This window comes from Streptomyces sp. 3-6 (assembly GCF_056323165.1).
In genome coordinates this window covers 117035-140989 of sequence record NZ_JBWHZP010000002.1, presented here as the reverse complement: position 1 = coordinate 140989, position 23955 = coordinate 117035, and the positions used below count along the sequence as shown (strand labels likewise).

Below are 23955 nucleotides of genomic sequence, written 5' to 3'. Positions count from 1 at the left end.
CCGGCGACGGGGACGGAAAGGGAGCGGCGGCCCGGGCGGCCTGGCTACGCCGAGCCGTTGATCCGCTCGATGGCCTGCCGGGCCTGCTCGGACGGCGGGCGGGACGGCAGCGAGGACACCGACCCGGACGACGCGACCGGTGCCGCCCCGGACGACGCCGGGGGCGCTGCGGGCGGCGGCTGTTCCCCGGCCGGTCTGGCGTGCGCGGCGGCGGCCCGCGCGGACCGCAGGCGGTGCCCGACCGCCTCGTCCAGGGTCACCGGCCGCTGCATCTGGGCGGCCAGCCGCCCCGCCTCCTGGCCGAGTCGGGCGACGTCCTCCCAGGGCAGCCGCACGACGAGCGTGAGTTCCGCCTCGCCGTCGGGCAGCGCGTGCATCGCAGCCGTACCACGGTCGTTCATCGTCTGTTCCTCACGTCGGGCCAACGGCCCCACGGCACCTTCCCCGTGCCGCGGCCGGTCGAGGAGGGATACGCACCACCGGACGGCGGTGTTCAGCACCGTCCCGCTTTCGGATTCCCCCACGGTCGTCCGGGCACAGGTGGAATGTGGTCGTTCGAGGTTTCCCGGTGAGTTCGGACACGGCGCTGTGACGCCGCGAGGGCTTGGCCTTCGCCGGTGGCGCGGACGAGCGTCAAGGCCGGGGGCCCGTTCGGCCTCGCAGGGGGACGGAGCTTTCAGGTGCGTGGCCCGTAGCGGGCCGCGATCATCGTTGCGCGGTGGTGCAGGGAGGTGCGCAGCCACTGCGGGGCCTCCACCTCGGCGTCCATGGCGTGCTGCCACAGCGCCCATTCCGCGTGCCGTGGGTCCTGGAAGACGACGTGCAGCCGGAGCCGGCCGTCCTCGTCGGTCTCCTCGGAGCGGACCGCCAGGGCGGTGGCGACCAGGTGCTCCCGGCGCGCGGGATCCACGCGGACCACCACGACGGTGTTGTCGCCGCCGGTCCGCAACCGCACGTTGCGTTCGCGCCAGGCCCGGTCCAGGTCGACCGTGTCCGAACGCTGCGCGGATTCGTCGAGCTCCTCGGCTGCCAGAATCCGGCTCAACCGGTAGGTGCGGTCCTCGGAGTCCCGCTTGGCCAGCAGGTAGCCCTGGTCCCTGACGGTGACCAGACCGATCGGGTCCACCGTGCGCCACTTCGGGGGCCGGCCCACGGCCTCGTAGTAGATGCGCAGTCTGTGCCCGGCGAACACCGCGCGCCGGACCTCGGCGGCGATGGAGTCGGAGACCTCCTCGGGGGCCACGCGACGCGAGAGGAGGTCGGTCTCCGGGTCGATGAGCAGCCGCTGGGCCGCTCCGGCGGCGGTGTGCCGCAGCCCCTCGGGCAGCGCGTCGACCACTTTCAGCACGGCCGAGGCGAGCGCCGATCCCAGACCGAACAGCTGCGCGCCGCGCCGTGATCCGGCGACCACGAGGGCGAGCGCCTCGTCGTGGTTCAGGCCGGTGAGCGCCGTCTGGAAATCCGGCAGGAGCGCGAACCCGCCGTGCCGCCCGCGCTCCGCGTAGACCGGGACCCCCGCGGCGGAGAGTGCCTCCATGTCGCGCAGCACCGTCCGGGTCGACACCTCCAGCTCACGGGCGAGTGTCTCCGCGGTCATCCGGCCTCGCTGACGCAGCAACAGGACCAGGGAAACCAACCGGTCGGCGCGCATGGGAAAACCCTAGCGACATACATGACCAAGGATGTCACGTTTTCTTGGCAGGGTTCGTCGCACGACGTCAGAGCGCGGCGGTTGCCGAAGCGATGGGCGTACGCAGTGTCAGTGAACCGAATGGAGCAGGTGCGGCGATGGAACGTAACGCGGTCAACCCGGTGTCGTGGTCGGTCGAGATGGGCTTCAACCAGGGCGAGGTCGTCTCCGGGCACTCGCGCACCCTGTACATCTCGGGCCAGACGGCGATGAGCAAGGAAGGCAAGCCCGAACACGACGGTGACATGGCCGCGCAGCTGGCGCTGGCCGCCGACAACATCGAGGCGGTGCTCACCGAGGCGGGCATGACCCTCTCCAACCTCGTCCGGCTGAACGTCTACACGACCGACGTCGATCTGCTCTTCCAGCACTACGGTGTGCTGGCGGGCCGCCTGGGAGCCGCCGGCGTCGCGCCGACCACCACCATGCTCGGTGTGACGCGGCTGGCGATCCCCGGTCAGATGATCGAGCTCGAGGGCACCGCCGTCGCGTGACGTGACCCCGCCTTCGCCACTGCTCGGGCCCGTCGAACCGGCACGGGCGGCCGGCGGCTGGTCACCCGCCTGCCGAGCGACGCGACCGAGCGCCGGCCTCACACCGGTGAGGCCGGCGCTTCGGTGTGCGCGACGCGGCCACTGCTGCCAGGACCGAGTCCCCTCACCCGGCGGTCCGCGGCCGGAACGGCGCCGGCGGACGGCGCGGGCCCCGGGCCGGGAGTGGCCCGAGGTCCGTGGGCGAGCGGTGCGGGTGCGCAGTTGTACCCGGGGCGCTGCCGCGCCCGCCGTGAGCCGTCGGACAGACGGGGCGTCACCGGTCGCGCGGGGACGGCCACCGGGGCGCGGGCGGCCCGGTGGTCGGTGGGTCAGCGCGCGGTGCGGGTGTGGACGTCCTCCACGAGCCGGGTCAGGGCGTCCGGGTCGGTGTTCGGCATGACGCCGTGGCCGAGGTTGAAGATGTGGCCCTCCAAGCCCTCGGCCTGGGCCAGGACCTCGCGGGTCTTCGCCTCCACGGCCTCCCGGCCGGCGAACAGCACGGTCGGGTCGAGGTTGCCCTGGAGCGCCTTGCCGGGGCCGACGCGGCGGGCGGCCTCGTCCATCGGGACGCGCCAGTCGACGCCGACGACGTCGGCGCCGGCCTCGCCCATGAGGCCCAGCAGCTCACCGGTGCCGACGCCGAAGTGGATGCGCGGCACTCCGTAGCCGGCCACGGACTCGAGCACCTTCGCCGAGGCGGGCAGCACCGAGCGGCGGTAGTCGGCCGGGGAGAGCGCGCCCGCCCAGGAGTCGAACAGCTGGACCGCCGAGGCGCCGGCCTCGATCTGCACCTTCAGGAAGGCGGAGGTGATCGCCCCGAGGCGGTCGAGCAGGTCGGCCCAGAGTTCCGGGTCGCCGTACATGATCGCCTTGGCGTTCTCGTACGTCCGGGACGGGCCGCCCTCGATGAGGTAGCTCGCGAGGGTGAACGGCGCCCCGGCGAAGCCGATCAGGGGGGTGCTGCCGAGCTCGCGGGTGAGCTGGCCGATCGCCTCGGTGACGTAGGGGACGTCCTCGGGCGTGAGGTCGCGCAGGCGGGCGAGGTCGGCGCGGGTGCGCACCGGCTGCTCGACGACCGGTCCGACACCGGGCTTGATGTCGAGGTCGATGCCGATCGCCTTGAGGGGGACGACGATGTCGCTGAAGTAGATCGCCGCGTCGACCCGGTGGCGGCGCACCGGCTGAAGGGTGATCTCGGTGACCAGGTCGGGGCGCATGCAGGACTCGAGCATGCCGATGCCCTCGCGCACCTTGCGGTACTCGGGCAGTGAGCGACCGGCCTGGCGCATGAACCACACCGGCGTGTGGGGCACCGGCTCACGCCGGCACGCCTTGAGAAAGGCACTGTCGTACGTCGAAGTCGGCTGGTCGCCCGTCGGGCGCAGGTTGGCACTCACACCGGCCAGTGTCCCATGGCGCGGGGGTGGTCCGGCCGCCGGGCGTCCCGGGTGGCCGGGGTCACCCGCCCGGTCGGCCGGCCGGTCACCCACCGGGGCGTCGACCGCCCGCCGACCATGATCCGGACAGCGTCCGGCGGGCCGGGTGTCCCTCCCTGCACCGGGGCCCGCTTCCCCTTAATCTTCCCGGCATGGCTGCGGCTCAGGGACGACTGTCGGACGGCGCTGGCGGAATGGACGAAGGGAAGGGCACCGGGGACGACCCCGGACACGGGAACGCGCTCCCACCGCCCTTCCGGGCGGCGGTGGAGGGATTGCGCAACGCGCGGCTGCGGCCGCAGATCGAGGTGGACCCCACCCCCGCGCCCAAGCGGCTGGCCCCCTTCGCCTACGCGCTGGAGGCGGCGGTGGTCGACGGGGAGGAGGACCTGGCGGACGGGCGGCTGGTGCTGCTGTACGACCCGGCGGGGCACGACGCCTGGCAGGGCTCCTTCCGGCTGGTGACCCTGGTGCGCGCCGAGCTGGAGCCGGAGATGGCGGCGGACCCGCTGCTGCCGGAGGTGTGCTGGTCCTGGCTGACCGGGGCGCTGTCGGCGCGCGGCCTGTCGTACGGCGAGCCGAGCGGCACGGTCACGCGGGCCGGCTCGCACTACTTCGGGGGCCTGTCGGAGCGTCCGCCGGCCTCGCAGATCGAGATCCGCGCCTCGTGGACCCCGTGGGAGGGCCGGGGCGGAGTGCCGGACACCGCGACCCACCTGGTGTCGTGGTGCGACCTGCTGGCCCAGGTGGCGGGGCTGCCGCCGGCCGCGTCGGGGGACGCCTCGGTGGTGACCCTCCCACAGCGCAGGGGACCCCAGTCGCACTGATCCTCCGGCCCGTCGCCGGAGGTCTCCTTCCCGTCCGTCCGTGCGTCCACGGCGGCTCCCTCCTCCGATCCGCCCCTGAGGGGTCCCTTCCCGTCCAGTTCGTCCCGGACGGGCTCCCCCGAGTCGTCCCCCGAGGGCCCCTTCCGGCCCGGTCGTCCCGGACGGGCTCCCGCGAGCCGTCCCCGAGGGGGCCCCTTCCCTTCCGGTCCGTCGTCCCCGACGCGGGCTCCCCAGGGCCGTCACCGGAGGTCTCCTTCTGGTCCGTCCCCGAGGGGGGTCCTTCCGGTCCGTCCTCGACGGGCTTCCCCGAGCCGCGTCGCCGGAGGTCGGCTTCCCGTCCGCCCCCGCCGAACTCCCCCGAGCCGTCCCCGAAGGTCCCCTCCCGCCCATCCCCTACGGGCGGGACCCGGCCCGCCCCGGGGGCTCCCTCAGGTCCATCCCCGACGGGCTCCCCAGGTCCACCCCCGAGGACCCTCCCTCCCCTCCCTCCGATCCCTCCCAGCCGTTCATCCGTCCCCGAGGGCCTCCCTCCACGTTCTTCCCTGCCGAGGCATCCGAGTCGCTCCGCGCACGTCACTTTGTCGATACGGCCACTTTCGGAAGCGTTGTGACGCGGACCGAAACCGTTCGGTCTTCGAATGATCGACAGTGTGTCCGAATTGAACGGATTACTACTCACTGAAAAGTGATCATTTTCTAAAGGAGACCGGGTTCGATGCCGAAGACGACTGTGACCTTGAAAGCACGGTTCGTCCCGGCTTCACCCCCCACGAGCCGGCCCCGTCCCGCACCCCAGGAGGCCTGGTGTCCGTTCTCCTCGAGCAGCCCTCAAGCCTGGTCGCCTACCGCCCGAACAAGCCGACCGCCATGGTCGTCGTGGCCGACCCCCGCGTCCGTTCCACCGTCACCCGCCACCTGTGGGCGCTCGGTGTCCGTGACGTGATCGAGGCCTCGTCCGTCGCGGAGGCTCGTCCCCGCATCGGCAACCCCCGCGACATCTGCGTCGCCGAAGTCCACCTGCCGGACGGCTCCGGCCTCACCCTCCTCTCCGAGACCCGCGCCGCGGGCTGGCCCAACGGGCTGGCGCTGTCCGCCGCCGACGACATCGGCGCCGTGCGCAACGCGCTGGCCGGCGGAGTGAAGGGCTACGTCGTCACCGGCACCCGCACCAACCTCGGGCTCCCCACCCGTCCCGGTGCCGCCCCCATCGGTGCCGCCGCCGCGCGGCTGCACCGCCGCCCCCCGGGTGCCCCGAGCCACCCGGGCGGTTACCGCGAGCTGTCCGGCCGTGAGGTCGAGGTGCTGCGGCTGGTGGCGGAGGGCCAGTCCAACAAGGCGATCGGCGTCTCGATGGGCCTGTCCGCGCTGACCGTCAAGAGCCACCTCGCCCGCATCGCCCGCAAGCTGGGCACCGGCGACCGCGCGGGCATGGTGGCCGTGGCCCTGCGCACCGGCATCATCCACTGACCCCGCCCCCGCCGTCCCGTCCTTCCCGTCCTTCTTCCCCCGGGTCCCCTCCCCGCCGTCCCGCGTTCCCCCCACCGTCCTGTTCACCGCCCTGACCGGTTCCCGACCCCCCCGGAGCCCGCCGACGGAACGTTCCGTCGGCGGGCTCCGCCGCGTCCCGGATACTCTTGACAGGTGACCGACGCCCACGACACCGCAGCAGACAGCTCACTGCGAACCACCGGAGGCGCCCCTCCGGACGACGGCCGATCTTCTGCTACGGAGGCGCCGATCCCCTTGCTGGAACCCCGCGACGGCATCCCGGCCGTCGTCACCGAGGAGGCGGCCCTCGCCGACGTGGTCGCCGCGTTCGCGTCCGGCAGCGGTCCGGTCGCCGTGGACGCCGAGCGCGCCTCCGGCTACCGCTACGGCCAGCGCGCCTATCTGGTCCAGCTGCGCCGCGAGGGCGCCGGGACCGCGCTGATCGACCCCGTGGCCTGTCCCGACCTCTCCGGTCTGGGCGAAGGACTGGCGGGCGTCGAGTGGGTGCTGCACGCCGCCACCCAGGATCTGCCCTGTCTGCGCGAGATAGGGATGCGGCCGACCGGTCTCTTCGACACCGAGCTGGCCGGACGCCTGGCCGGGTTCCCCCGGGTGGGTCTCGGCGCCATGGTGGAGAACGTGCTCGGCTACGTCCTGGAGAAGGGCCACTCCGCCGTCGACTGGTCCACCCGCCCGCTGCCCGATCCGTGGCTGCGCTACGCCGCCCTCGACGTCGAACTCCTCGTCGACCTGCGGGACGCGCTGGAGAAGGAGCTGGAGCGCCAGGGCAAGCTGGAGTGGGCGCGGCAGGAGTTCGACGCCATCGCCTCCGCTCCCCCGCCCGAGCCCCGCAAGGACCCGTGGCGGCGCACCTCCGGGATGCACAAGGTGCGCCGGCGCCGTCAGATGGCCGTGGTGCGGGAGCTGTGGCAGGCCCGGGACCGGATCGCCCGGCGCCGGGACGTCTCCCCGGGCAAGGTGCTCTCCGACTCCGCCATCGTCGAGGCCGCCCTCGCCCTGCCCGCCGACGCCCGGGCGCTCGGCGCGCTGAACGGCTTCGGGCAGCGCACCAGCCGGCGCCAGCTGGAGCAGTGGCAGGCGGCCGTCGACCGGGCGAAGGCGCTGAGCGAGTCCCAGCTGCCCCAGCCGGGCCAGCCGGTGAACGGTCCCCCGCCGCCGCGCGCCTGGGCGGACAAGGACCCGGCCGCCGCGGCCCGCCTGTCCGCGGCGCGGGCCGGTGTGACGGCCCTGGCCGAGCGGCTCAACCTGCCGCAGGAGAACCTGATCACGCCGGACACGGTGCGCCGGGTCTGCTGGGAGCCCCCGGCGGACGTGGACGCCGGGTCCGTGGGCGCCGCCCTCGCCGGGCACGGCGCCCGCCCGTGGCAGGTGGAGCTGGTGACCCCGGTCCTGGTGGACGCGCTGAGAACGAAGGACGCGTAGCCGCGAGCGAAGGACGCGCAGTCGCCGCGCTCCCGTCCGGGGGCCGCGGCGCGTCCGCCGCGCGGGTGTGACCTTCGCCGCTTGGAGCAGCGGGACTGGGCAGCTACGTTACCCACAAGTAGCATGGGCCTGAGCGCGCGCTCAGTGCCGGCGTTCGCAGCAGTGCCATCCCGCACCCTGGAGGAGAGCCAATCGTGCCTCGTACCGTCAGGGACGTCGTCTTCGTCGACGGCGTCCGCACCCCGTTCGGCAAGGCGGGCCCGAAGGGCATCTACCACGAGACCCGCGCCGACGACCTCGTCGTGAAGGCGATCCGGGAGCTGCTGCGCCGCAACCCCGGTCTCGACCCCAAGAAGATCGACGAGGTCGCCGTGGCCGCGACCACGCAGATCGGTGACCAGGGCCTGACCATCGGCCGCACGGCCGGGATCCTGGCCGGCCTGCCCACCTCGGTCCCCGGGTACTCCATCGACCGCATGTGCGCCGGCGCCCTGACCGCCGTCACCACGGTCGCCGGTTCGGTCGCCTTCGGCGCGTACGACGTCGCCATCGCGGGCGGTGTCGAGCACATGGGCCGCCACCCGATGGGCGAGGGCGTCGACCCCAACCCGCGGTTCGTCTCCGAGAAGCTGGTCGACGAGTCCGCCCTGTTCATGGGCATGACCGCGGAGAACCTGCACGACCGCTACCCGAGCATCACCAAGCGGCGCGCCGACGAGTACGCGGTCCGCTCCCAGGAGAAGGCCGCCAAGGCGTACGCCAACGGCAAGATCCAGGCCGACCTGGTGCCGGTCTCGGTGCGCCGCACCAACGAGGAGGCCGGTGAGACCGGCTGGGGCCTGGTCACCGCCGACGAGCCGATGCGTCCGGGCACCACGCTGGAGAACCTGGCGAACCTCAAGACGCCGTTCCGCGTGCACGGCCGGGTCACCGCGGGCAACGCGGCCGGCCTGAACGACGGCGCCACCGCCTCCCTCATCGCCTCCGAGGACTTCGCCCGCGAGCACGACCTGCCGGTGAAGATGCGCCTGGTCTCCTACGCCTTCGCGGGCGTCGAGCCCGAGGTCATGGGCTACGGCCCGATCCCGGCCACCGAGAAGGCCCTCGCCCAGGCCGGGCTGTCGATCTCCGACATCGGCCTGTTCGAGATCAACGAGGCCTTCGCCGTCCAGGTGCTGGCGTTCCTGGAGCACTACGGCATCGCCGACGACGACGCGCGCGTCAACCAGTACGGCGGCGCCATCGCCTTCGGCCACCCGCTGGCCTCCTCCGGTGTCCGGCTGATGACGCAGCTGGCCCGCCAGTTCGAGGAGCAGCCGCAGGTCCGCTACGGCCTCACCACCATGTGCGTCGGCTTCGGCATGGGCGCCACGGTCATCTGGGAGAACCCGCACTTCGAGGGGGACAAGTGAGCACCACCGCAGAGCTTCTGAAGGGTGCGGCCGAGCTGTTCCCCGGCGAGGTCGTCACCCAGGCGCACGTACGCCACTTCGACCTGCCGCTGGGCGCGGGCCGGTTCGCGCTGATCACGCTGGACAACGGTCACGACCACACCAAGCCGACCACGCTCGGCCCGCAGTCGCTGGCGAACATCGACGCCGCGATCGACCAGGTCGAGAAGGAGGCCGCGGACGGCGACATCGTCGGCGTCGGCGTCACCGGCAAGCCGTTCATCTTCGCGGTCGGCGCCGACCTCAAGGGCGTCGAGCTGCTGAAGCGCCACGAGGACGCGCTGGCCATCGGCAAGGGCGGCCACGACGTCTTCAAGCGGCTGTCGAAGCTGGCCGTGCCGACCTTCGCGTACTACAACGGCGCCTCCATGGGCGGTGGCGTCGAGGTCGGTCTGCACTGCACGTACCGCACGGTGTCCGCGGCGCTGCCCGCGTTCTCCCTGCCCGAGGTCTTCCTCGGCCTGGTGCCGGGCTGGGGCGGCTGCACCCTGCTGCCGAACCTGATCGGCGCCGACAAGGCGGTCTCGGTGATCATCGAGAACAGCCTGAACCAGAACAAGCAGCTCAAGGGCAAGCAGGTCCACGAACTCGGCATCGCGGACGCGATCTTCGAGGGCGCGGACTTCCTGGAGCAGTCGCTGATCTGGACCGCGGCCGTCCTCAAGGGCGAGATCGCGGTGGAGCGCCCGGTGATCGACTGCGGCGAGGGCTGGGACCAGGCCGTCGCCCGCGGCCGCGCGATCGCGGACTCCAAGGTGCACGGCGCGGTCCCCGCCGCCTACCGCGCCCTGGACATCATCGCCGCCGCCAAGGACGGTGACCTCCAGAAGGGCTACGACGCCGAGGACCAGGCGCTCGCCGACCTGATCATGGGCGGCGAACTGCGGTCCGGCATCTACGCGTTCAACCTGGTGCAGAAGCGCGGCAAGCGCCCCGCGGGCGCCCCGGACAAGAGCCTGGCCCGCCCGGTCACCAAGGTCGGTGTCGTCGGCGCCGGTCTGATGGCCTCCCAGCTCGCGCTGCTGTTCCTGCGCCGCCTGGAGGTACCGGTCGTGCTGACCGACATCGACCAGGAGCGCATCGACAAGGGCGTCGGCTACGTCCACGCCGAGATCGACAAGCTGCTCGGCAAGGGCCGGATCAACCAGGACAAGGCCAACCGCCTCAAGGCCCTGGTCACCGGTGTGCTGGACAAGGCCGAGGGCTTCGCGGACGCCGACTTCGTCATCGAAGCGGTCTTCGAGGAGATGGGCGTCAAGCAGCAGGTGTTCGCCGAGGTCGAGGCGGTCGCCCCGGCGCACGCGATCCTCGCCACCAACACCTCCTCGCTGTCCGTGTCGGAGATGGCGTCGAAGCTGAAGCACCCCGAGCGGGTCGTCGGCTTCCACTTCTTCAACCCGGTCGCGGTGCTGCCGCTGCTGGAGATCGTGCGGGGCGAGCAGACCGACGACGCCTCGCTGGCCACCGCGTTCGGTGTCGCCAAGAAGCTGAAGAAGACCGCGGTGCTGGTCAAGGACGCCCCGGCGTTCGTGGTGAACCGCATCCTGACCCGCTTCATGGGCGAGATCCAGAACGTCATCGACGAGGGCACCCCGGTCGAGGTCGCCGAGAAGGCCGTCGAGCCGCTCGGTCTGCCGATGTCGCCGCTGGTGCTGCTGGAGCTGGTCGGGCCGGCGATCGGTCTGCACGTCTCCGAGACGCTCAACCGGGCCTTCCCGGAGCGCTTCACCGTCTCCCCGAACCTCAAGCGGGTCGTCGAGGCCGGCAAGCGCGGCTTCTACGTCTACGACAGCGGCAAGCCGGAGCTGGACCCCGAGGTCGCCGCGCTGCTGCAGCAGGGCGACACCGTCCTCACCGAGGAGCAGGTGCGGGCGCGGGTGCTGGACGCGGTGGCGCAGGAGATCGGGCTCATGCTCGACGAGGGTGTCGTCGCCGAGGCGCAGGACATCGACCTGTGCCTGATCACCGGCGCCGGCTGGCCGTTCCACCTGGGTGGCATCACGCCGTACCTGGACCGCGAGGGCGTGTCCGAGCGGGTCAACGGCAAGCGGTTCCTCGCCCCGGGCGTGGCGAGCGTCCCGGCGTGACCCCGCGGCGTTGAGCCGCACCCGGCAGTGAGGGGCGGGCCGCACGGAGACCATCCGTGCGGCCCGCCCCTTTGTCGTCGGCCTGTCGTCGCCCTGTCGTGGGCTTCTCGTCGGTTTGTCGTCCGCGGACGCGCCGGGTCGGTCCTCCGGAGCCCGCGCGCCGGACCGCCGGACCGCCGCCCGGTCAGACCTCCTGCCAGGCCCGCAGTGCGAGCCCCGGTTCGTCCTTGCGGCGGGTGAGCCGCAGGGTGCCGGCGGACGGCGACAGGGTGGCCGCCACCAGCTCCTCGTGCGCGTCGAGGGCCAGCGCGACCCGGGCGTCGGCGGGCAGCGCGGGGCCCGACTCGGTCCACCAGGCGCCGGCCGCCTCCTGCTCGGTGGGGTACGCGGCGAAGGCGACCCGGCCGCTCGCCGAGCGCTGGGCGAGCACCGTGCAGTCGTGGCCCTGGATGGTGCAGCGCACCGCGGAGACCGGGCCGGGGCCGGCCGCGGCGAGCAGGGGGACCGGATCGGTTCCCGCCCGCCAGGCGCACAACTCGCCGTGCTCGTCGGTGAAGTAGCAGGTGGTGTGCCCCTCGGAGGTGGCCAGGGCCCGCAGGGTGTCGGGCCGGACCGGCACGTCGACGCGCTCCGCCGCAACGAGCGGTCCGGCGGGCTCGTCCTGGGTCCAGCGCCGGAGGCCGCCCGGCACGGCCGCGTACACCTCGACGCGGCCCGAGCCCGCGGTCACGGCCACGGGGGCGCCGCGGACGCCCGGCGACGCGTCCGCGTCGGCGCCGTCGGCGGCGCTGTCCCGGCCGGCTCCGTCGTCCCCTGCGGCGTCCGCGCGCCGCGAGGGCCGCCAGGGTTCCCAGCCGCCCTTCTCCTTCTGCACCCGCAGGGCGAGCCCGCCCGACGCGGTGGGCGCGACCACGTGGGCCCGGCCCCGCGCGTCGACGGCGACGGCCGGTGTGCCGGTGCGCCCGCCCTTGGTGTCGGGGTGCCCGACGGGCTGCCAGTCCAGGGGCGCGAGCCGGGGCCGGAAGTGGGTGGAGTGGACCAGGCCGGCCTGCCCGTTCCCGGTGGGCCGCCAGGCGGCCAGGTGGGTGTAGCCGTCGGCGCCCCGGCCGACCGCCGCCCCCGGGAGCAGACGCTGGTCGCCGCCGATCCGGCGGGGCGGCTCCCAGGGGCCGCCGGGGGCGAGTTCCGCGCGGCACAGGACGGCGTCGTCCGACGGCAGGTACACGGTGAGGCGGCCGTCTCGGCCGCGGAGGAGCCAGTCGCCGTTCACCTCTTCACTTTATGCAAGCGTGTTCGAGTGCGACGCCGGGGGCCGGGCTCCCGCAGGGGGTGTCCGTGGGACCCTGAGCGCATGAACGACAGCACCGTTCCGCTCGTGATCGTCGACGCCGCGAACGTGGTCGGTTCCGTGCCCGACGGCTGGTGGCGGGACCGGCGCGGCGCCGCCGAACGGCTGCGGGACCGCCTGGCCGCCGACGGACTGCCCGGCCGCACCGGACCGCTGGACATCGTCCTGGTGGTGGAGGGGGCGGCTCGCGGGGTGGAGCCGGTGCCGGGCGTCCGGGTGGAGTCGGCGCCCGGCAGCGGGGACGACCACATGGTCGAGCTGGTGTCCCGGGCGGGCGACCGCCCCGTCCTGGTGATCACCGCCGACCGCGAGCTGCGCCGCCGGGTGACCGCGCTGGGCGCGGACGTCGCCGGTCCGCGGTCCGCGCCCCGCTGAGACCGGCGGCGTCCGGTGGCCCCGCTGACACCGGCGACGCCCGGTGCCGGCTACCCCTCGGTGTCCGCGCCCAGGCGCTGGTGGATCAGCCGGGCGAGGTGGGTCAGCGTGCGGCCGGTGGCCAGGTCGGCCGGCCCGATACGGACACCGAAGAGTTCCCGCGCCTGCACCAGGAACTGCGTGCCCAGCAGGGAGTCGAGCCCGAAGTCGGTGACGTTGAGCGTGGGGTCGAGGGCATCGGGGGCGGTCTGCAGGACACCGGCGAGGAGCTGGGTGACCGTCTCGGTGATCCTGAGCACCGCCTCGTCCGCGGGGAGACCCGCGAGGGTGCTCAGGAGCTCGTCGCGGGCGTCCGGGGAGGGCCCGGCGGACGTCGGGACCAGCGCGGCGAACCGGGGGGTGGCCAGGGCGGGCAGCAGATGGCGGGCGGCGCCCCAGCGGTAGCGGCCCGCCCCGGCGACATCGGTCCCGGCGGGCACCAGGCGGTCGGCGGTGGCCAGGACCTCGGCGGGGGTGAGCAGGTCCAGGCCGCGCGCGGTCATCGCGGGGCCCATGCCGCTGCGGGCGACGTAGCCGGTCTCGCCGATCGGCCCCCAGGCCAGCGCCGTCCCCGGCCGGCCGGTGGCGCGCCGGGCCCGGGTGAGGGCCTCCAGGTAGGCGTTGGCCGCCGCGTAGGCGGCCTGCCCCGGGTTGCCGATGCCGGCGGAGACGGAGGAGTAGGTGAGGAACAGGTCGAGGTCGAGGTCGGCGGTGAGCCGGTCCAGCAGGGCGGCGCCCGCCGCCTTGGGGGCCAGGACGGCGGTGATCCGGTCGTCGGTGAGGTCGGCCAGCACCGCGTCGTCCAGGTGCATCGCGGCGTGCACCACGCCGCGCAGGGGGTGCCCGGTGGCGTCGACGGCGTCCAGGACGCGGCGCAGCGCGGCCTCGTCGGTGACGTCGGCGGCGTGGGCGGTGGCGTGGACGCCCCGGTCGGCCAGGTCCCGCAGCAAGGCGGGTGCCCCGGGGGCGTCGGGACCGCCGCGGGAGAGCAGGGCCAGGTGGCGGGCGCCGCGGTCGGCGAGGTGGCGGGCGGTGGCGGCGCCGAGTCCGCTCAGCCCGCCGGTGATCAGGTAGGTGCCCTCGGGGTCGGGGCGGAGGGCGGCGGGGGCGGGTTCCACGGGGACGGGTTCGTCCAGGGGGTCGAAGGTGACGACGACCTTGCCGGTGTGCCGGGAGTGCTGGAGGAGGTGGAACGCCTCGTCGACCCGGGCGGCGGGGTGGACCGTGTGGGGCAGCGGCCGGTAGGTGCCGGCGGCTGCCTCCGCCGCGAAGTCCTCCAGGAGCCGCGTTCCCAGGGCCGGGGAGTCGATGACGGCGTCGAGGTTGAAGCCGATGAAGGTGAGGCTGCGGTCGAACGGGCGGAGCGTGATGGGGTTGTTGAGGAAGATGTCCCGCTTGCCCAGCTCGATGAAGCGGCCGTTCGGGCGCAGCAGGTCCAGGCCCTGGGTGATGGCCTCGCCGCTGAGGGAGTTCACCACGACGTCGACGCCGTGACCGTCGGTCAGTTCCCGTACCCGGGGGACGAAGTCCAGGCCGCGGGAGTCGAGCACGTGCTCCGCGCCGAGGGTGCGCAGCAGGTCCCGTTTGGTCTCGGTGCCGGCGGTGGCGATGACGCGGGCGCCCTGCCAGCGGGCGATCTGCAGGACGGCCAGGCCGACGGCTCCGGCTCCGCCGTGCACCAGCACGGTCTCCCCGGGGGCGAGGCGGGCCTGGTGGACCAGGGTCTGGTGGACGGTCAGGAAGGCGACGGGGAAGGTCGCCGCTTCCGCGAAACCCAGTCCGTCGGGGATGGGGACGACGGCGGAGGCGAACGTCGTCGCGTGGGACGCGAGGGCGGCGGGCATCAGGCCGCACACCCGGTCGCCGGGCTTCAGGTTCGTCACGCCCGGGCCCACGGCCCGTACGACGCCGGCGCCGTCGGTGCCGAGTCCGCGCCCGAGCGGGCTGTTCTCCACCGCCTCGGGCGGCAGCAGGCCGTTGGCCCGCATCGGGTCGCGGTAGTTGAGGGCCACCGCCCGCATCTCCAGGGCCACCTCGCCCGGTCCGGGTTCGCACGGGTCCGTCTGCCGCCAGACCAGCCGCCGGCGCAGGCCCGGATCGCGGGCTTCGAGGACGTACGGCGTGCCGGCGGGGACGGCGGGGGGCTCCTGTGCCGGGTGCTGGACGTGCCGGGGGACGAACCGGCCGCCGGCGGTGAGGACGATCTCGTCCTCGGCGGTGTCCGTGTCGTCCTCCGGGGTGAGCAGTTCGGCGGCCAGGCGGCGGGCGTCGGTGCCGGGGTCCTCGGCGCGGTGGCAGGACAGGCGGCGCAGCCGCAGGTCGGGGCGCTCGTTGGCGAGGGTGCGGCAGGCCGCCCAGACGGCCGCGTCGACCGGGTGGGACGGCTGCTCCGGGGCGGGGAAGAGGCCGGTGGGGCGGGTGACGAGCCAGACCCGGGGGCCGGTGCCGCCGTCGGGGCTGTCGCAGGCCGCGGCCAGGGAGCGCAGCAGGGCCACCCGGCGGGTGGTCCGGGGGGCGACGTCGTGCGGCCCGGGGGCGGCGAGCAGCAGGACGACGTGCGGTGCGGAGTCCGCGGGGAGCACCTCGCGCCAGGCGGCGGCCCCGTCGGGCGCGGGGACGACGGCCGCCCGGCCGAGGTGGGCGGCCAGCGCCCGCGCGGTGGCGGTCTCGGTCTCGTCCTCGACGGCGACCACCCAGGCGGTGCCGGGCAGCGGGCGTGGCAGTCCGGCGTCCGGCTCCCGGTCGTGGTCCGCCGCGGCGAGCAGGACGGAACGGTCCTCGGGCCCGGTCTGTGCCACACCGGAGAAGCCGCACTGCCGCAGCAGCGGTGCCCACGCCTCGCGGTTCAGGACGCGGGACACCGGGCGCAGGGTGTGGTCGCCGCGCTCCCAGAAGTCGTCCCGGGTGCCGGCCAGGAGGGCCTGGAGCGGGGCCTGGTGCGGTTCGGTCGCCAGCAGGTGTCCGCCGGGTGCGAGCAGAGTGTGCAGCCGGCGCAGGGTGGCGGCCAGGTCGGTGGTGGCGTGCAGGGCGTCGCCCGCGAGGACGAGGTCGAAACCGCCCGCGGGCAGGCCCTGGCCGATCGGGTCGGCGTCCGGGTCCAGGATCCGGTGCTCGACGACGTCGTGGGCGGCGAAGCGGTGCTGGGCGCGGGCGAGCACGCCCTCGGTGGTGGCGGCGCAGGTGTAGCGGGTCCGGTCGGCCGGCAGCGCGGGCAGGGCGGCGGCCGTCAGGGCGGTGGTGGTCGCGCCGAACTCCAGCACGCGCAGCGGGCGGTCGGCGGGCCAGCGGGCCACGATGTCGCCGAGCAGCGCCTGCACGGCCCGGTGGGTGAAACGGTGGGCCGGTCCCGTCTCGTGGAGCTGTTCGTGGGCGCTGTCCCCGGCCGGCAGCAGCTCACGCGCGTCGGTGCGTCCCCGGACCACCTCGGGCAGCCGGCGCAGGTGCCGGTTGAGCAGCAGCGTCTCGGCGCCGAACGCGGGGTGGTCCTCCACCAGTTCGCGCAGTGACGCCTCGGCGTGGGTCTGGGCGCCGGTCAGCTGCCAGCTCTCCCCCGCCTGCCGGGCGAGGCCGTGCTCGGCCAGCAGGGGCAGCATCAGCCGTACCAGGCGCCGGTGCCGGGGCTGGAGTCCCCCGGCCACCAGGTCGGTCATCGTGAAGGGGGCCGCGGGGTCGGCGAGGAGGCCGTGGAGGGTGTCGGCCCAGCAGTGGGCGCCGGCCCGTCGGGCGGCGTCGGTGAACCGGCGGTGGCCGCTGGTCTCCAGGGCGGCGCGGGCGGCGGCGATGCGCGGCCCGGCGGCCCGGGCGACCTCGGTGGGCGCGGGCAGCGGGGAGGGCGGGGCGGGCTCGGTCCGGCGGGGGGCGGCCCGCAGCACGGTGCGCTGCACGGTCAGCGGGGTGTGCTCGCCGAGGTGGCCGCGGCGGGTGCGGCAGCCGTCGATCTCGGCGGTGACCGTGCCGTCGGGGTCGGCGTAGGTGATGTCCCAGCAGATCTCGTTGGCGCTGCGGCTGCGGCGGCGCAGGTGCGCGACGCCGGTGGGCGCGGGGGTGCGCCACACGCGTACGGCGTTGAAGACGGTCGGCAGGAACGCGGCGGACCCCGCCTCCGCCCCGGCGAGGGCCACGGTGGCCTGCAGCGGCGCGTCGAGCAGGACCGGGTGGGCGGTGTAGGCGTCGGCGTCGTGCGTCAGCCGGTAACTGACGAGGACCTCGTCCGCGCCGACGTCGACGCGGTCGATGAGCTGGAAGCCGGGTCCGCAGTGCAGGCCGATGTCCTGGCACGTGCGGTAGAAGTCCGGGCCGTCGACGGCGCGGTCGCAGCGCGCGCGCAGCGCGTCGACGTCGAGCGGGGCGGGGGCCGTGCCGAGCAGGGTGCGGACCTGGGCCCGTACGACGGGCCGGCACTCCCCGCCGTGTTCCTCGCGGACGCTGACGGTCACGGCGCCGTCGTCGGGGGTGACCGCGGTCTGCAGGGCGAGGGGGGTCGGGTCGGGCCACGGCACGGACAGCGGGCGGCCGATCTCCAGGTGCCGTACCTCGACCGGCCGTTCCAGGGCCCGCCGGCCGGCGCTCAGGGCCATCTCCACGTAGGCGGCGGCCGGCATGAGGACGTCGTCGCCGATGCGGTGGTCGCCCAGCCAGGGCACGAGCTGCGGTTCGACGGTGCCGTGCCACACCGGGTGCGGGGCGGGCATCCGCTCGCCCACCAGCGGATGGTCCAGCACGCCGCTGCCGCTGGTGCGGGCCACCAGGTCGTGCGCGGTGCCGTGCCAGTGCCGTTCGTGCTGCCAGGCGTAGGCGGGCAGGTCGGTGACCCGGCCCGGCCGGGGGAAGTGGTGGCGCCAGTCGGTGGCGGTGTCGGCGGCGAGGACGGCGGCCACGGCGGCCGCGGTCTCGCGGGGGCCGTCGCCGTCGCGGTGCAGGGTGGCGACGCAGGTGGCGCCGGTGCGGCGGAGGTAGGGGCGCAGCACCGGGTGCGGGCCGATCTCGACGAGGACACCGGCGTGGCCGTCGGCGAGCAGGCCGGCGGCCTCGGCGAAGCGGACGGGTTCGCGGACGTTGCGCCACCAGTAGGCGGCGTCGAGTTCGGGGCCGTTCAACGCGGTGCCGGTGACGGTGGAGAGGAACGGGACGGTGGCGGGGGCGGGCCGGAGGCCGTCGAGCGCGTCGAGCAGGGGCTCCCTGATGGGGTCCATGGCCCGGCTGTGGAAGGCGTAGTCGAGGTCCAGCTCGCGGAAGAAGACGCCCCGCCCGGCGAGTTCGGCGCCCCAGGCGGCCAGCGCGTCGGCGTCCCCGGCGACGGTCACGTCCCGCTCGCTGTTGATGCCGGCGATCTCCAGTGCGCCGCCGTGGCGGGCCAGTTCCTCGCGGGCCTCCGCCTCGGGCAGACCGACGGCGGCCATGCGGCCCCGGCCCGCCGTGGCGCCCTGGGTGCGGCTGCGTTCGGCGATGACCAGCGCCGCCTGTTCCAGGGTCAGGACGCCGGCGGCGTGGGCGGCGGCGACCTCGCCGACGCTGTGTCCGGCCACCGCCCGCGGGCGCACCCCGTGCGAGGCGAGCAGTGCGGTCAGGCCCACCTGGACGGCGAAGAGGGCGGGCTGGGCCACCTCGGTGCGCTGCCACTTCGGGGGTGACGGGTGGGCCAGTTCTTTGGCGACCGACCACCCCAGGTGGGGGGCGAGGGCCGCGTCGGCCCGCTCGACCGCCTCGCGGAAGACCGGTTCGCCCTCCAGGAGGTCGGCGGCCATGCCCGGCCACTGGGAGGCGTTGCCGGAGTACACGAAGGCGACGCCGTCCCGCTCGCCGGCGCGCACGGTGGCTCCGCGGGCGGGTTCTCCCGCGGTCAGCCGGTCCAGCTGGCGGGCGGCGTCCCCGGGGTCCGCGGCCAGGACGGCGGCGCGGTGGGGGTGGGCGGTGCGCCGCACGGTGGCGGTGTGGGCGAGGTCGTAGAACTCCTCGGGTCCCGTCTCGCGCAGCCGGTCCGCCATGCGGGCGGTCATCTGCTTCAGGGCCTTGGGGGACCGTGCGGAGACCAGCAGGGGCAGCGGGCGCCCGTCCGGCACCGGTCGCGGCCCGGTCTCCCGGGCGGCGGGGGGCGGGGTGAGGACGGCGTGCGCGTTGGCTCCGCCGAAGCCGAAGGCGCTCACCCCCACCGCGGACCGCTCCTCCACCTCCACCGGTACGGGGTCGACGGCGGGGGCCAGTCCGAGTCCGTCGAAGTCGATCCCGGGGTTGAGCGGGCGGGCGTGCAGGGACGCCGGTACCAGCCGGTGGCGCAGCACCAGGATGGCCTTGAGCAGGCCGGCCATTCCGGAGGCGGGTTCCAGGTGGCCGACGTTCGACTTCACCGAGCCGATCGGCAGCGGGCCGCCGCGGCGGCGCCGGCCCAGCGCCCGGCCGATGGCCTCGGCCTCCGCCGGGTCGCCGACCTGGGTGCCGGTGCCGTGGGCCTCGACGTACACCAGGTCGTCGGGGTCGATGCCGGCCTCCGCGTAGACCGTGTGCAGCAGCGCCTCCTGGGTCTCGGCGCTGGGCACGATCATGCCGGTGCTGCGGCCGTCGGTGTTGTTGCCGGTGGCGGCCAGGACGGCGTGGATCCGGTCACCGTCCGCCACCGCGTCCGTCAGGCGCTTGAGGACGAGCACGGCGCCGCCCTCGGCGCGGACGAAGCCGTCGGCGTCGGCGGAGAAGGCCGCGCAGCGTCCGCGCCGGGACAGCATGCCCGCGTAGGAGAACCCGGCGAAGGAGTGAGGGCTGGACAGCACGTTGACGCCACCCGCCAGGGCGACGCGGCCGGGGCCCTCGCGCAGGGTGCGGCAGGCCCGGTCGAGGGCGACCAGGGCGGAGGAGCAGGCCGTGTCGACGGCCATGCTCGGCCCGCGCAGGTCGAAGGCGTACGACAGCCGGTTCGCCGCGATGGACAGGGTGGCGCCGGGCATGGTGTGCGGGCTCGTGTGGTCCGGCATCATCGACAGGTGCACGCCGTAGCCGGTGTCGGAGATGCCCACGTACACGCAGGTGTCCGTGCCGACCAGGGACCCGGCGGGGAGGGCGGCGTCGTCCAGGGCCTCGACGGCCATCTCCAGCAGCAGCCGCTGCTGCGGGTCGATGTGCCGGGCCTCCGCCGGGGACATGCCGAAGTAGGCGGCGTCGAACGAGGCGACGTCCTGGAGGAAGCCGCCGGCGGCGGTGTAGCTGCGGCCGGGCCGGACGGTCCCCGGGTCGACCGTCCGGTCCCGGGGCAGGCGGTCGGCGGGCATCTCGCCGACCATGTCCCGTCCGTCGCGCAGCACGGACCACAGGCCGTCCAGGTCCGTGATCCCGCCGGGGAGCCGGCACCCCACGCCCACCACTGCCACGGCCCGTTCATGCTGCTGCGTCGCCACGTTCCCGCCCCTTTGCACTGATCACCGGCTGTCCAGCGGATTGAAGCGGACGGAAAGGGTCAACAGGGCAGGAAAACCAGCACAGTTCACCCGTTGGGGTGTAAACCCCGGCACAGTCGGCATTCCGGCGCAGGGGCTGGCTACGGTGACGCGGTGCCCGAAGCCATCCGTGCCCGTATCGCCGCCGTGTCCGCTCATCTTCCGTCCCGTTACCGGACGTTGGAGGAAATCCGGGTCAAGATCACCGAGACGGGTGGTTATGCCCCGCCGCCCGGCCTGCTGGAGGACCTCACCGGGGTGCGCGGCGTCCATGTCCACGAGGACGGCGAGAACGCCTCCGACCTCGCCGTGACGGCCGCCCGGTCGGCGCTCGACCGGGCGGGTCTGACGATCGACGACATCGGTCTGGTGCTGTTCGCCTCGACCTGCCAGGACCTGATCGAACCGGCGACGGCCCACCTCGTGGCGGTCAAACTGGGCGCCACCTGCCCGGTGTTCGACGTCAAGAACGCCTGCAACAGCTTCCTGAACGCCATGGAGGTGGCCGCCTCCTTCATCGAGACCGGCCGCTACCGCACGGTCCTCATCGCCTGCGGGGAACCCTCCACCCTGGCCACCCGCTGGCACGCCCCCGACCGGGAGGACCTGCTGCGCGCCCTGCCCGGCTACACCGCCTCCGACGCGGGGGCCGCGATGGTGCTCACCGCCGGCCCCGCCGGCGACGGCGACCCCGGCATCCTGTCCCTGCGGTTCGTCAGCAACTCCGCCGCCTGGCAGTCCTGCACGGTGGCCGGCGGAGGCAGCATGCACCACCTCTCCGTCCACGACGACCACACCACCCTGCGGCTGAACGGGGACCTCCGGCAGGGCGCCCTCGACGTGCTCCCCCGGATCCTGGACACCGCCGGGGAGGAGCTGAAGGCCGCGCAGGCCGGCGACTACGCCTTCATCGCCTTCCACCAGATCGCCATGCCGCAGTACCGCGAGGTGATCGACACCTTCTCCCTCCCCGAGGACCGGTGCATGCCCGCGGTGGCCGAACACGGGAACTGCGCGGCGGCCTCGCTCCCCCTGCAACTGGTCAAGGCACGGGCCGAGGACCGCATCGAGAGCGGGGACCTGGTGGCGATGATCGGCCTGGCCAGCGGTTTCAGCTTCGGCCTGGCCCTCGTCCGGTGGTGAGCGCGCGCGCCGGCCACGCCCCGGCGACGGACCCCGGCCTCCTGGAACGGCTGATGCCGGGCTATCCCGCGCCCCGGCACTGGCGGCGCGTCCCGGTCACCGGCCAGCACTACCTCGACGTCGGCTCCGGGCAGCCGGTGCTGTTCCTGCACGGCAACCCGTCGTGGAGCTACGTCTGGCGGGGACTGCTGCGCCGGCTCTCCCCGCACGCCCGCTGCCTGGCCCCCGACCTGCCCGGCTTCGGGCTCTCCCGGCACCTGCGGCCGGCGGACGGGGTGCCGGACCCGTACGACGCCCAGCTGGAGCACCTGGACATCCTCCACCGCCACCTGGTGCGCCACGAGGGCCTGCCCGAGACGGGCTGGACGTTCGTGCTGCACGACTGGGGCGGCCCGCTCGGCATCGCCTGGGCACGGCGGAACCCGGACGTGGTGGCCCGGATGGTCGTCTGCAACACCGTGGGCTTCCCCTTCCCCGACGGCTTCCGGCTGCCGTGGTACCTGCGGTGGATCCGCGACCACCGCCCGGTCGCCGAACTCGTCCACGCCACCAACGCGTTCACCCGCATCGCCGCACGGGCCGGGGTCCACCGCCCGCTGCTCCCCGCCGAACGCCGGGCCCTGCTGCGGCCCACCGCCCGCCGCGCGGAACGGCGGGCGGTCACCGACGCGGTCAGGGCCATCCCGCGCGGGCCCGCCGACCCCGCCTGGGAGCTGCTCGAACCTCCCGGGGGCGGGGCGGTCCCGGCCGGTCTCCCGCTGCTCGTCGGCTGGGGCATGCGCGACCCCGTCTTCACGCCGGCCCTGCTCGGGGAGTGGGCGCGCCGTCACCCGCACGCCGAGATCCACCGCTTCCCCGACGCCGGGCACTTCGTGATGGAGGACGCCACGGCCGAACTGGGCGGCCTCATCCGTGACTTGCTCCAGGAGACACCGTGACCGCGACCGTTCCCGGCATCGCCGCCCGCCTGGCCGGCCGGCCCGACGCGATCGCCCTCGTCGAGACCCGCAAGGGGACCTCCAGGACCACCCGCCGCGGTGAACTGGTGCGGCACTGCCACCACATCGCCGGGGCCCTGCACGAGGCGGGTGTCCGGCCCGGTCACAAGGCCGTGGTGATGACCCGCGACGCCCACGACCTCACCGCCGTCTCCTACGCCCTCGGCCTCCTCGGCGCCGTCCCCGTACTGATCGAACCGCGCGCCGAGGTGGGCCGCTGCCTGGAGGACGTCGGGCCGGACGTCTTCGTCGGGGAACCGCCGGCCCACCTCGGACGCCGGATCCTGGGGTGGGGCCGTCCGCACGTCAGGATCTCCCTGGTCACCGGCACCGCCCCGCTCCCCGTGGGACGGCGGCTGGCCACCCGCACCCCGGCCGGCGGCCCGCTCGCGCCGGTGAGCGAGCCGGGCGGCGACGGGCCGGCCCTGATCGCCTTCACGTCCGGCTCCACGGGACGGCCCAAGGGCGCGGAGTACCACCACTCCACCCTGACCGGCCAGCTCGACGCGCTCACCACGCTGATCGGCCCCCGGGACGACGACGTGCTCCTCGCCGGGTTCCTGCCGGTCGCCCTGCTCGGCCCGCTCCTCGGCCTGGCCACCGTCGCCCCGGCCGTGCACCACCTGGCGCCGGCCCGCACCGCCCCGGAGGAACTCGTCGGGCCGATCCTGCGGCACCGGGCCACCGTCGTCCTGGCCTCCCCCGCCGTGCTCACCCTGATCGCCCGTCACTGCGCCCGCCACGCCCTCACCCTGCCCTCGGTCCGGCAGGTCCTCTCCTTCGGCGCCCCGCTGCGCCTGGGCCTCGTCGACGCCCTGCGCGGGGCCGTGCCGGACGACGCCGAGATCCTCAGCGTCTACGGTGCCACCGAGTGCCTGCCCGTCTCCGCGATCGGCGACCACGACCTGCGGGCCGCGCGCGTCCGGCCGCCCGCCGGCCACTCCGGCACCTGCCTGGGCCGGCCGCTGCCCGGCATCCGCGCCCGGATCCTGGACGCCGACGCGACGGGAGCCGGCGAGATCGCCGTCACCGGCCCGACCGTCAGCCCCGCCTACCACGCCCGCCCGGACGCCGACGCCGTCACCAAGAGCCCCACGGACGACGGCGTGCTGCACCGCACCGGGGACCTCGGCCGGCTCGACGACGAGGGCCGGCTGTGGTTCCTCGGCCGCCGGGCCCACCTGGTGACCGGGACCGGCTTCACCCTGGCCACCGAGGACATCGAGGCCGCGGCGGACACCGCGCCCGGAGTCCGCCGCACCGCCCTCGTCGGGGTCGGCACGGCGGTGTGCCAACTGCCCGTGCTGTGCGTGGAGCCCCTCCCCTCCACGCCCCGCGCCGCCGCGGTGGCGGCGGTGCGGGCGGTCCTGAGGGACCATCCGGACGGGCACCGCGTCGGCGCCGTGCTGGTCCGCGGCGGCTTCCCCACCGACCCCCGGCACAACTCGAAGATCGACCGCATGCGGCTGGCCGGCTGGGCGGCGAAACGCCTGCGCGGGCGGACCCGGTGACGGCACCGGTCACCGGCCGGAGCGGCGGCCCGCGCCGGGGGCCCGCCCCCCGTGCCCCGCACACCCCGGAAGCGGCCCCACCCGGGCCGCCGGCCGCACCCGGTCCGGTGCCCACGCCCGGTGCGCCAACCGCAGCCGCCCCGGCGACCGCACGCCGTCCCCCGG

Annotated in this window: 15 protein-coding genes; 10 read left to right on the top strand and 5 right to left on the bottom strand. The window is 74.8% G+C overall.

Features of this window, described 5'->3' with window-relative positions; translation table 11 throughout:
- Positions 1-44: 44 nt before the first annotated feature.
- A complete protein-coding gene (locus tag AC02VZ_RS04800; protein WP_476474597.1) occupies positions 45-401 on the bottom strand; it encodes a hypothetical protein in 357 nt (118 codons plus the stop codon).
- A 275-nt stretch (positions 402-676) separates the two neighbouring features.
- The gene (locus AC02VZ_RS04795; RefSeq protein WP_476474596.1) at positions 677-1651 is read right to left on the bottom strand and encodes a helix-turn-helix transcriptional regulator; all 975 of its coding nucleotides are present in this window, start codon (positions 1649-1651) and stop codon (positions 677-679) included.
- A 137-nt stretch (positions 1652-1788) separates the two neighbouring features.
- Between AC02VZ_RS04795 and AC02VZ_RS04790 the strand changes: the two genes are divergently transcribed.
- Positions 1789-2184, top strand: a complete 396-nt coding sequence (locus AC02VZ_RS04790; protein WP_476474595.1) for a RidA family protein — start codon at positions 1789-1791, stop codon at positions 2182-2184.
- Positions 2185-2552: 368 nt separating this feature from the next.
- On the opposite strand, the gene hemE is transcribed toward AC02VZ_RS04790, so the two are convergent.
- The gene (gene hemE / locus AC02VZ_RS04785; RefSeq protein ID WP_432058897.1) at positions 2553-3620 is read right to left on the bottom strand and encodes a uroporphyrinogen decarboxylase; all 1068 of its coding nucleotides are present in this window, start codon (positions 3618-3620) and stop codon (positions 2553-2555) included.
- 191 nt (positions 3621-3811) lie between these two features.
- Here hemE and AC02VZ_RS04780 point away from each other — a divergent pair, with 191 nt between their 5' ends.
- The 5 genes from AC02VZ_RS04780 (at position 3812) to AC02VZ_RS04760 (ending at position 10955) form a co-directional block, all read left to right on the top strand.
- The gene (locus tag AC02VZ_RS04780) at positions 3812-4486 is read left to right on the top strand and encodes a DUF3000 domain-containing protein (protein WP_432058896.1); all 675 of its coding nucleotides are present in this window, start codon (positions 3812-3814) and stop codon (positions 4484-4486) included.
- A gap of 804 nt (positions 4487-5290) precedes the next feature.
- Positions 5291-5953: a helix-turn-helix transcriptional regulator gene (locus tag AC02VZ_RS04775; protein WP_006130493.1), complete on the top strand. Its 663-nt coding sequence runs from the start codon at positions 5291-5293 to the stop codon at positions 5951-5953.
- 174 nt (positions 5954-6127) lie between these two features.
- Positions 6128-7417, top strand: a complete 1290-nt coding sequence (locus AC02VZ_RS04770) for an HRDC domain-containing protein (protein WP_432058895.1) — start codon at positions 6128-6130, stop codon at positions 7415-7417.
- 194 nt (positions 7418-7611) lie between these two features.
- Positions 7612-8829: a thiolase family protein gene (locus AC02VZ_RS04765; RefSeq protein WP_432058894.1), complete on the top strand. Its 1218-nt coding sequence runs from the start codon at positions 7612-7614 to the stop codon at positions 8827-8829.
- A complete protein-coding gene (locus tag AC02VZ_RS04760) occupies positions 8826-10955 on the top strand; it encodes a 3-hydroxyacyl-CoA dehydrogenase NAD-binding domain-containing protein (protein ID WP_476474594.1) in 2130 nt (709 codons plus the stop codon). The genes AC02VZ_RS04765 and AC02VZ_RS04760 overlap by 4 nt, the downstream gene beginning before the upstream one ends.
- 184 nt (positions 10956-11139) lie before the next feature.
- Here the strand turns inward: AC02VZ_RS04760 and AC02VZ_RS04755 are convergent, their stop codons facing one another.
- Positions 11140-12225 (bottom strand): PLL family lectin, encoded by a 1086-nt coding sequence (locus AC02VZ_RS04755; RefSeq protein ID WP_476474593.1) that lies wholly within the window; start codon positions 12223-12225, stop codon positions 11140-11142.
- A gap of 81 nt (positions 12226-12306) precedes the next feature.
- On the opposite strand from AC02VZ_RS04755, the gene AC02VZ_RS04750 reads away from it, so the two are divergent.
- Positions 12307-12678, top strand: coding sequence for a PIN domain-containing protein (locus tag AC02VZ_RS04750; protein WP_432058340.1), 372 nt, complete (start codon positions 12307-12309; stop codon positions 12676-12678).
- A 50-nt stretch (positions 12679-12728) separates the two neighbouring features.
- Here AC02VZ_RS04750 and AC02VZ_RS04745 read toward each other — a convergent pair whose 3' ends face one another.
- A complete protein-coding gene (locus AC02VZ_RS04745; protein ID WP_432058341.1) occupies positions 12729-20099 on the bottom strand; it encodes an SDR family NAD(P)-dependent oxidoreductase in 7371 nt (2456 codons plus the stop codon).
- Positions 20100-20252: 153 nt separating this feature from the next.
- Between AC02VZ_RS04745 and AC02VZ_RS04740 the strand changes: the two genes are divergently transcribed.
- Genes AC02VZ_RS04740 through AC02VZ_RS04730 form a run of 3 tightly spaced genes read left to right on the top strand, consistent with a single transcriptional unit; the run spans position 20253 to position 23790 of the window.
- A complete protein-coding gene (locus tag AC02VZ_RS04740; protein WP_432058342.1) occupies positions 20253-21281 on the top strand; it encodes a 3-oxoacyl-ACP synthase III family protein in 1029 nt (342 codons plus the stop codon).
- Positions 21278-22219 (top strand): alpha/beta fold hydrolase, encoded by a 942-nt coding sequence (locus AC02VZ_RS04735; RefSeq protein ID WP_432058343.1) that lies wholly within the window; start codon positions 21278-21280, stop codon positions 22217-22219. Before AC02VZ_RS04740 ends, AC02VZ_RS04735 begins: the two co-directional genes overlap by 4 nt.
- Positions 22216-23790 (top strand): AMP-binding protein, encoded by a 1575-nt coding sequence (locus tag AC02VZ_RS04730; protein WP_432058344.1) that lies wholly within the window; start codon positions 22216-22218, stop codon positions 23788-23790. The genes AC02VZ_RS04735 and AC02VZ_RS04730 overlap by 4 nt, the downstream gene beginning before the upstream one ends.
- Positions 23791-23955 lie beyond the last annotated feature (165 nt).

Bases quoted from the DNA above. Each gene is read 5' to 3' on its own strand.
- AC02VZ_RS04800 (WP_476474597.1), bottom strand. From the start codon at position 401: ATGAACGACCGTGGTACGGCTGCGATGCACGCGCTGCCCGACGGCGAG.
- AC02VZ_RS04795 (WP_476474596.1), bottom strand. From the start codon at position 1,651: ATGCGCGCCGACCGGTTGGTTTCCCTGGTCCTGTTGCTGCGTCAGCGA.
- AC02VZ_RS04790 (WP_476474595.1), top strand. From the start codon at position 1,789: ATGGAACGTAACGCGGTCAACCCGGTGTCGTGGTCGGTCGAGATGGGC.
- AC02VZ_RS04780 (WP_432058896.1), top strand. From the start codon at position 3,812: ATGGCTGCGGCTCAGGGACGACTGTCGGACGGCGCTGGCGGAATGGAC.
- AC02VZ_RS04750 (WP_432058340.1), top strand. From the start codon at position 12,307: ATGAACGACAGCACCGTTCCGCTCGTGATCGTCGACGCCGCGAACGTG.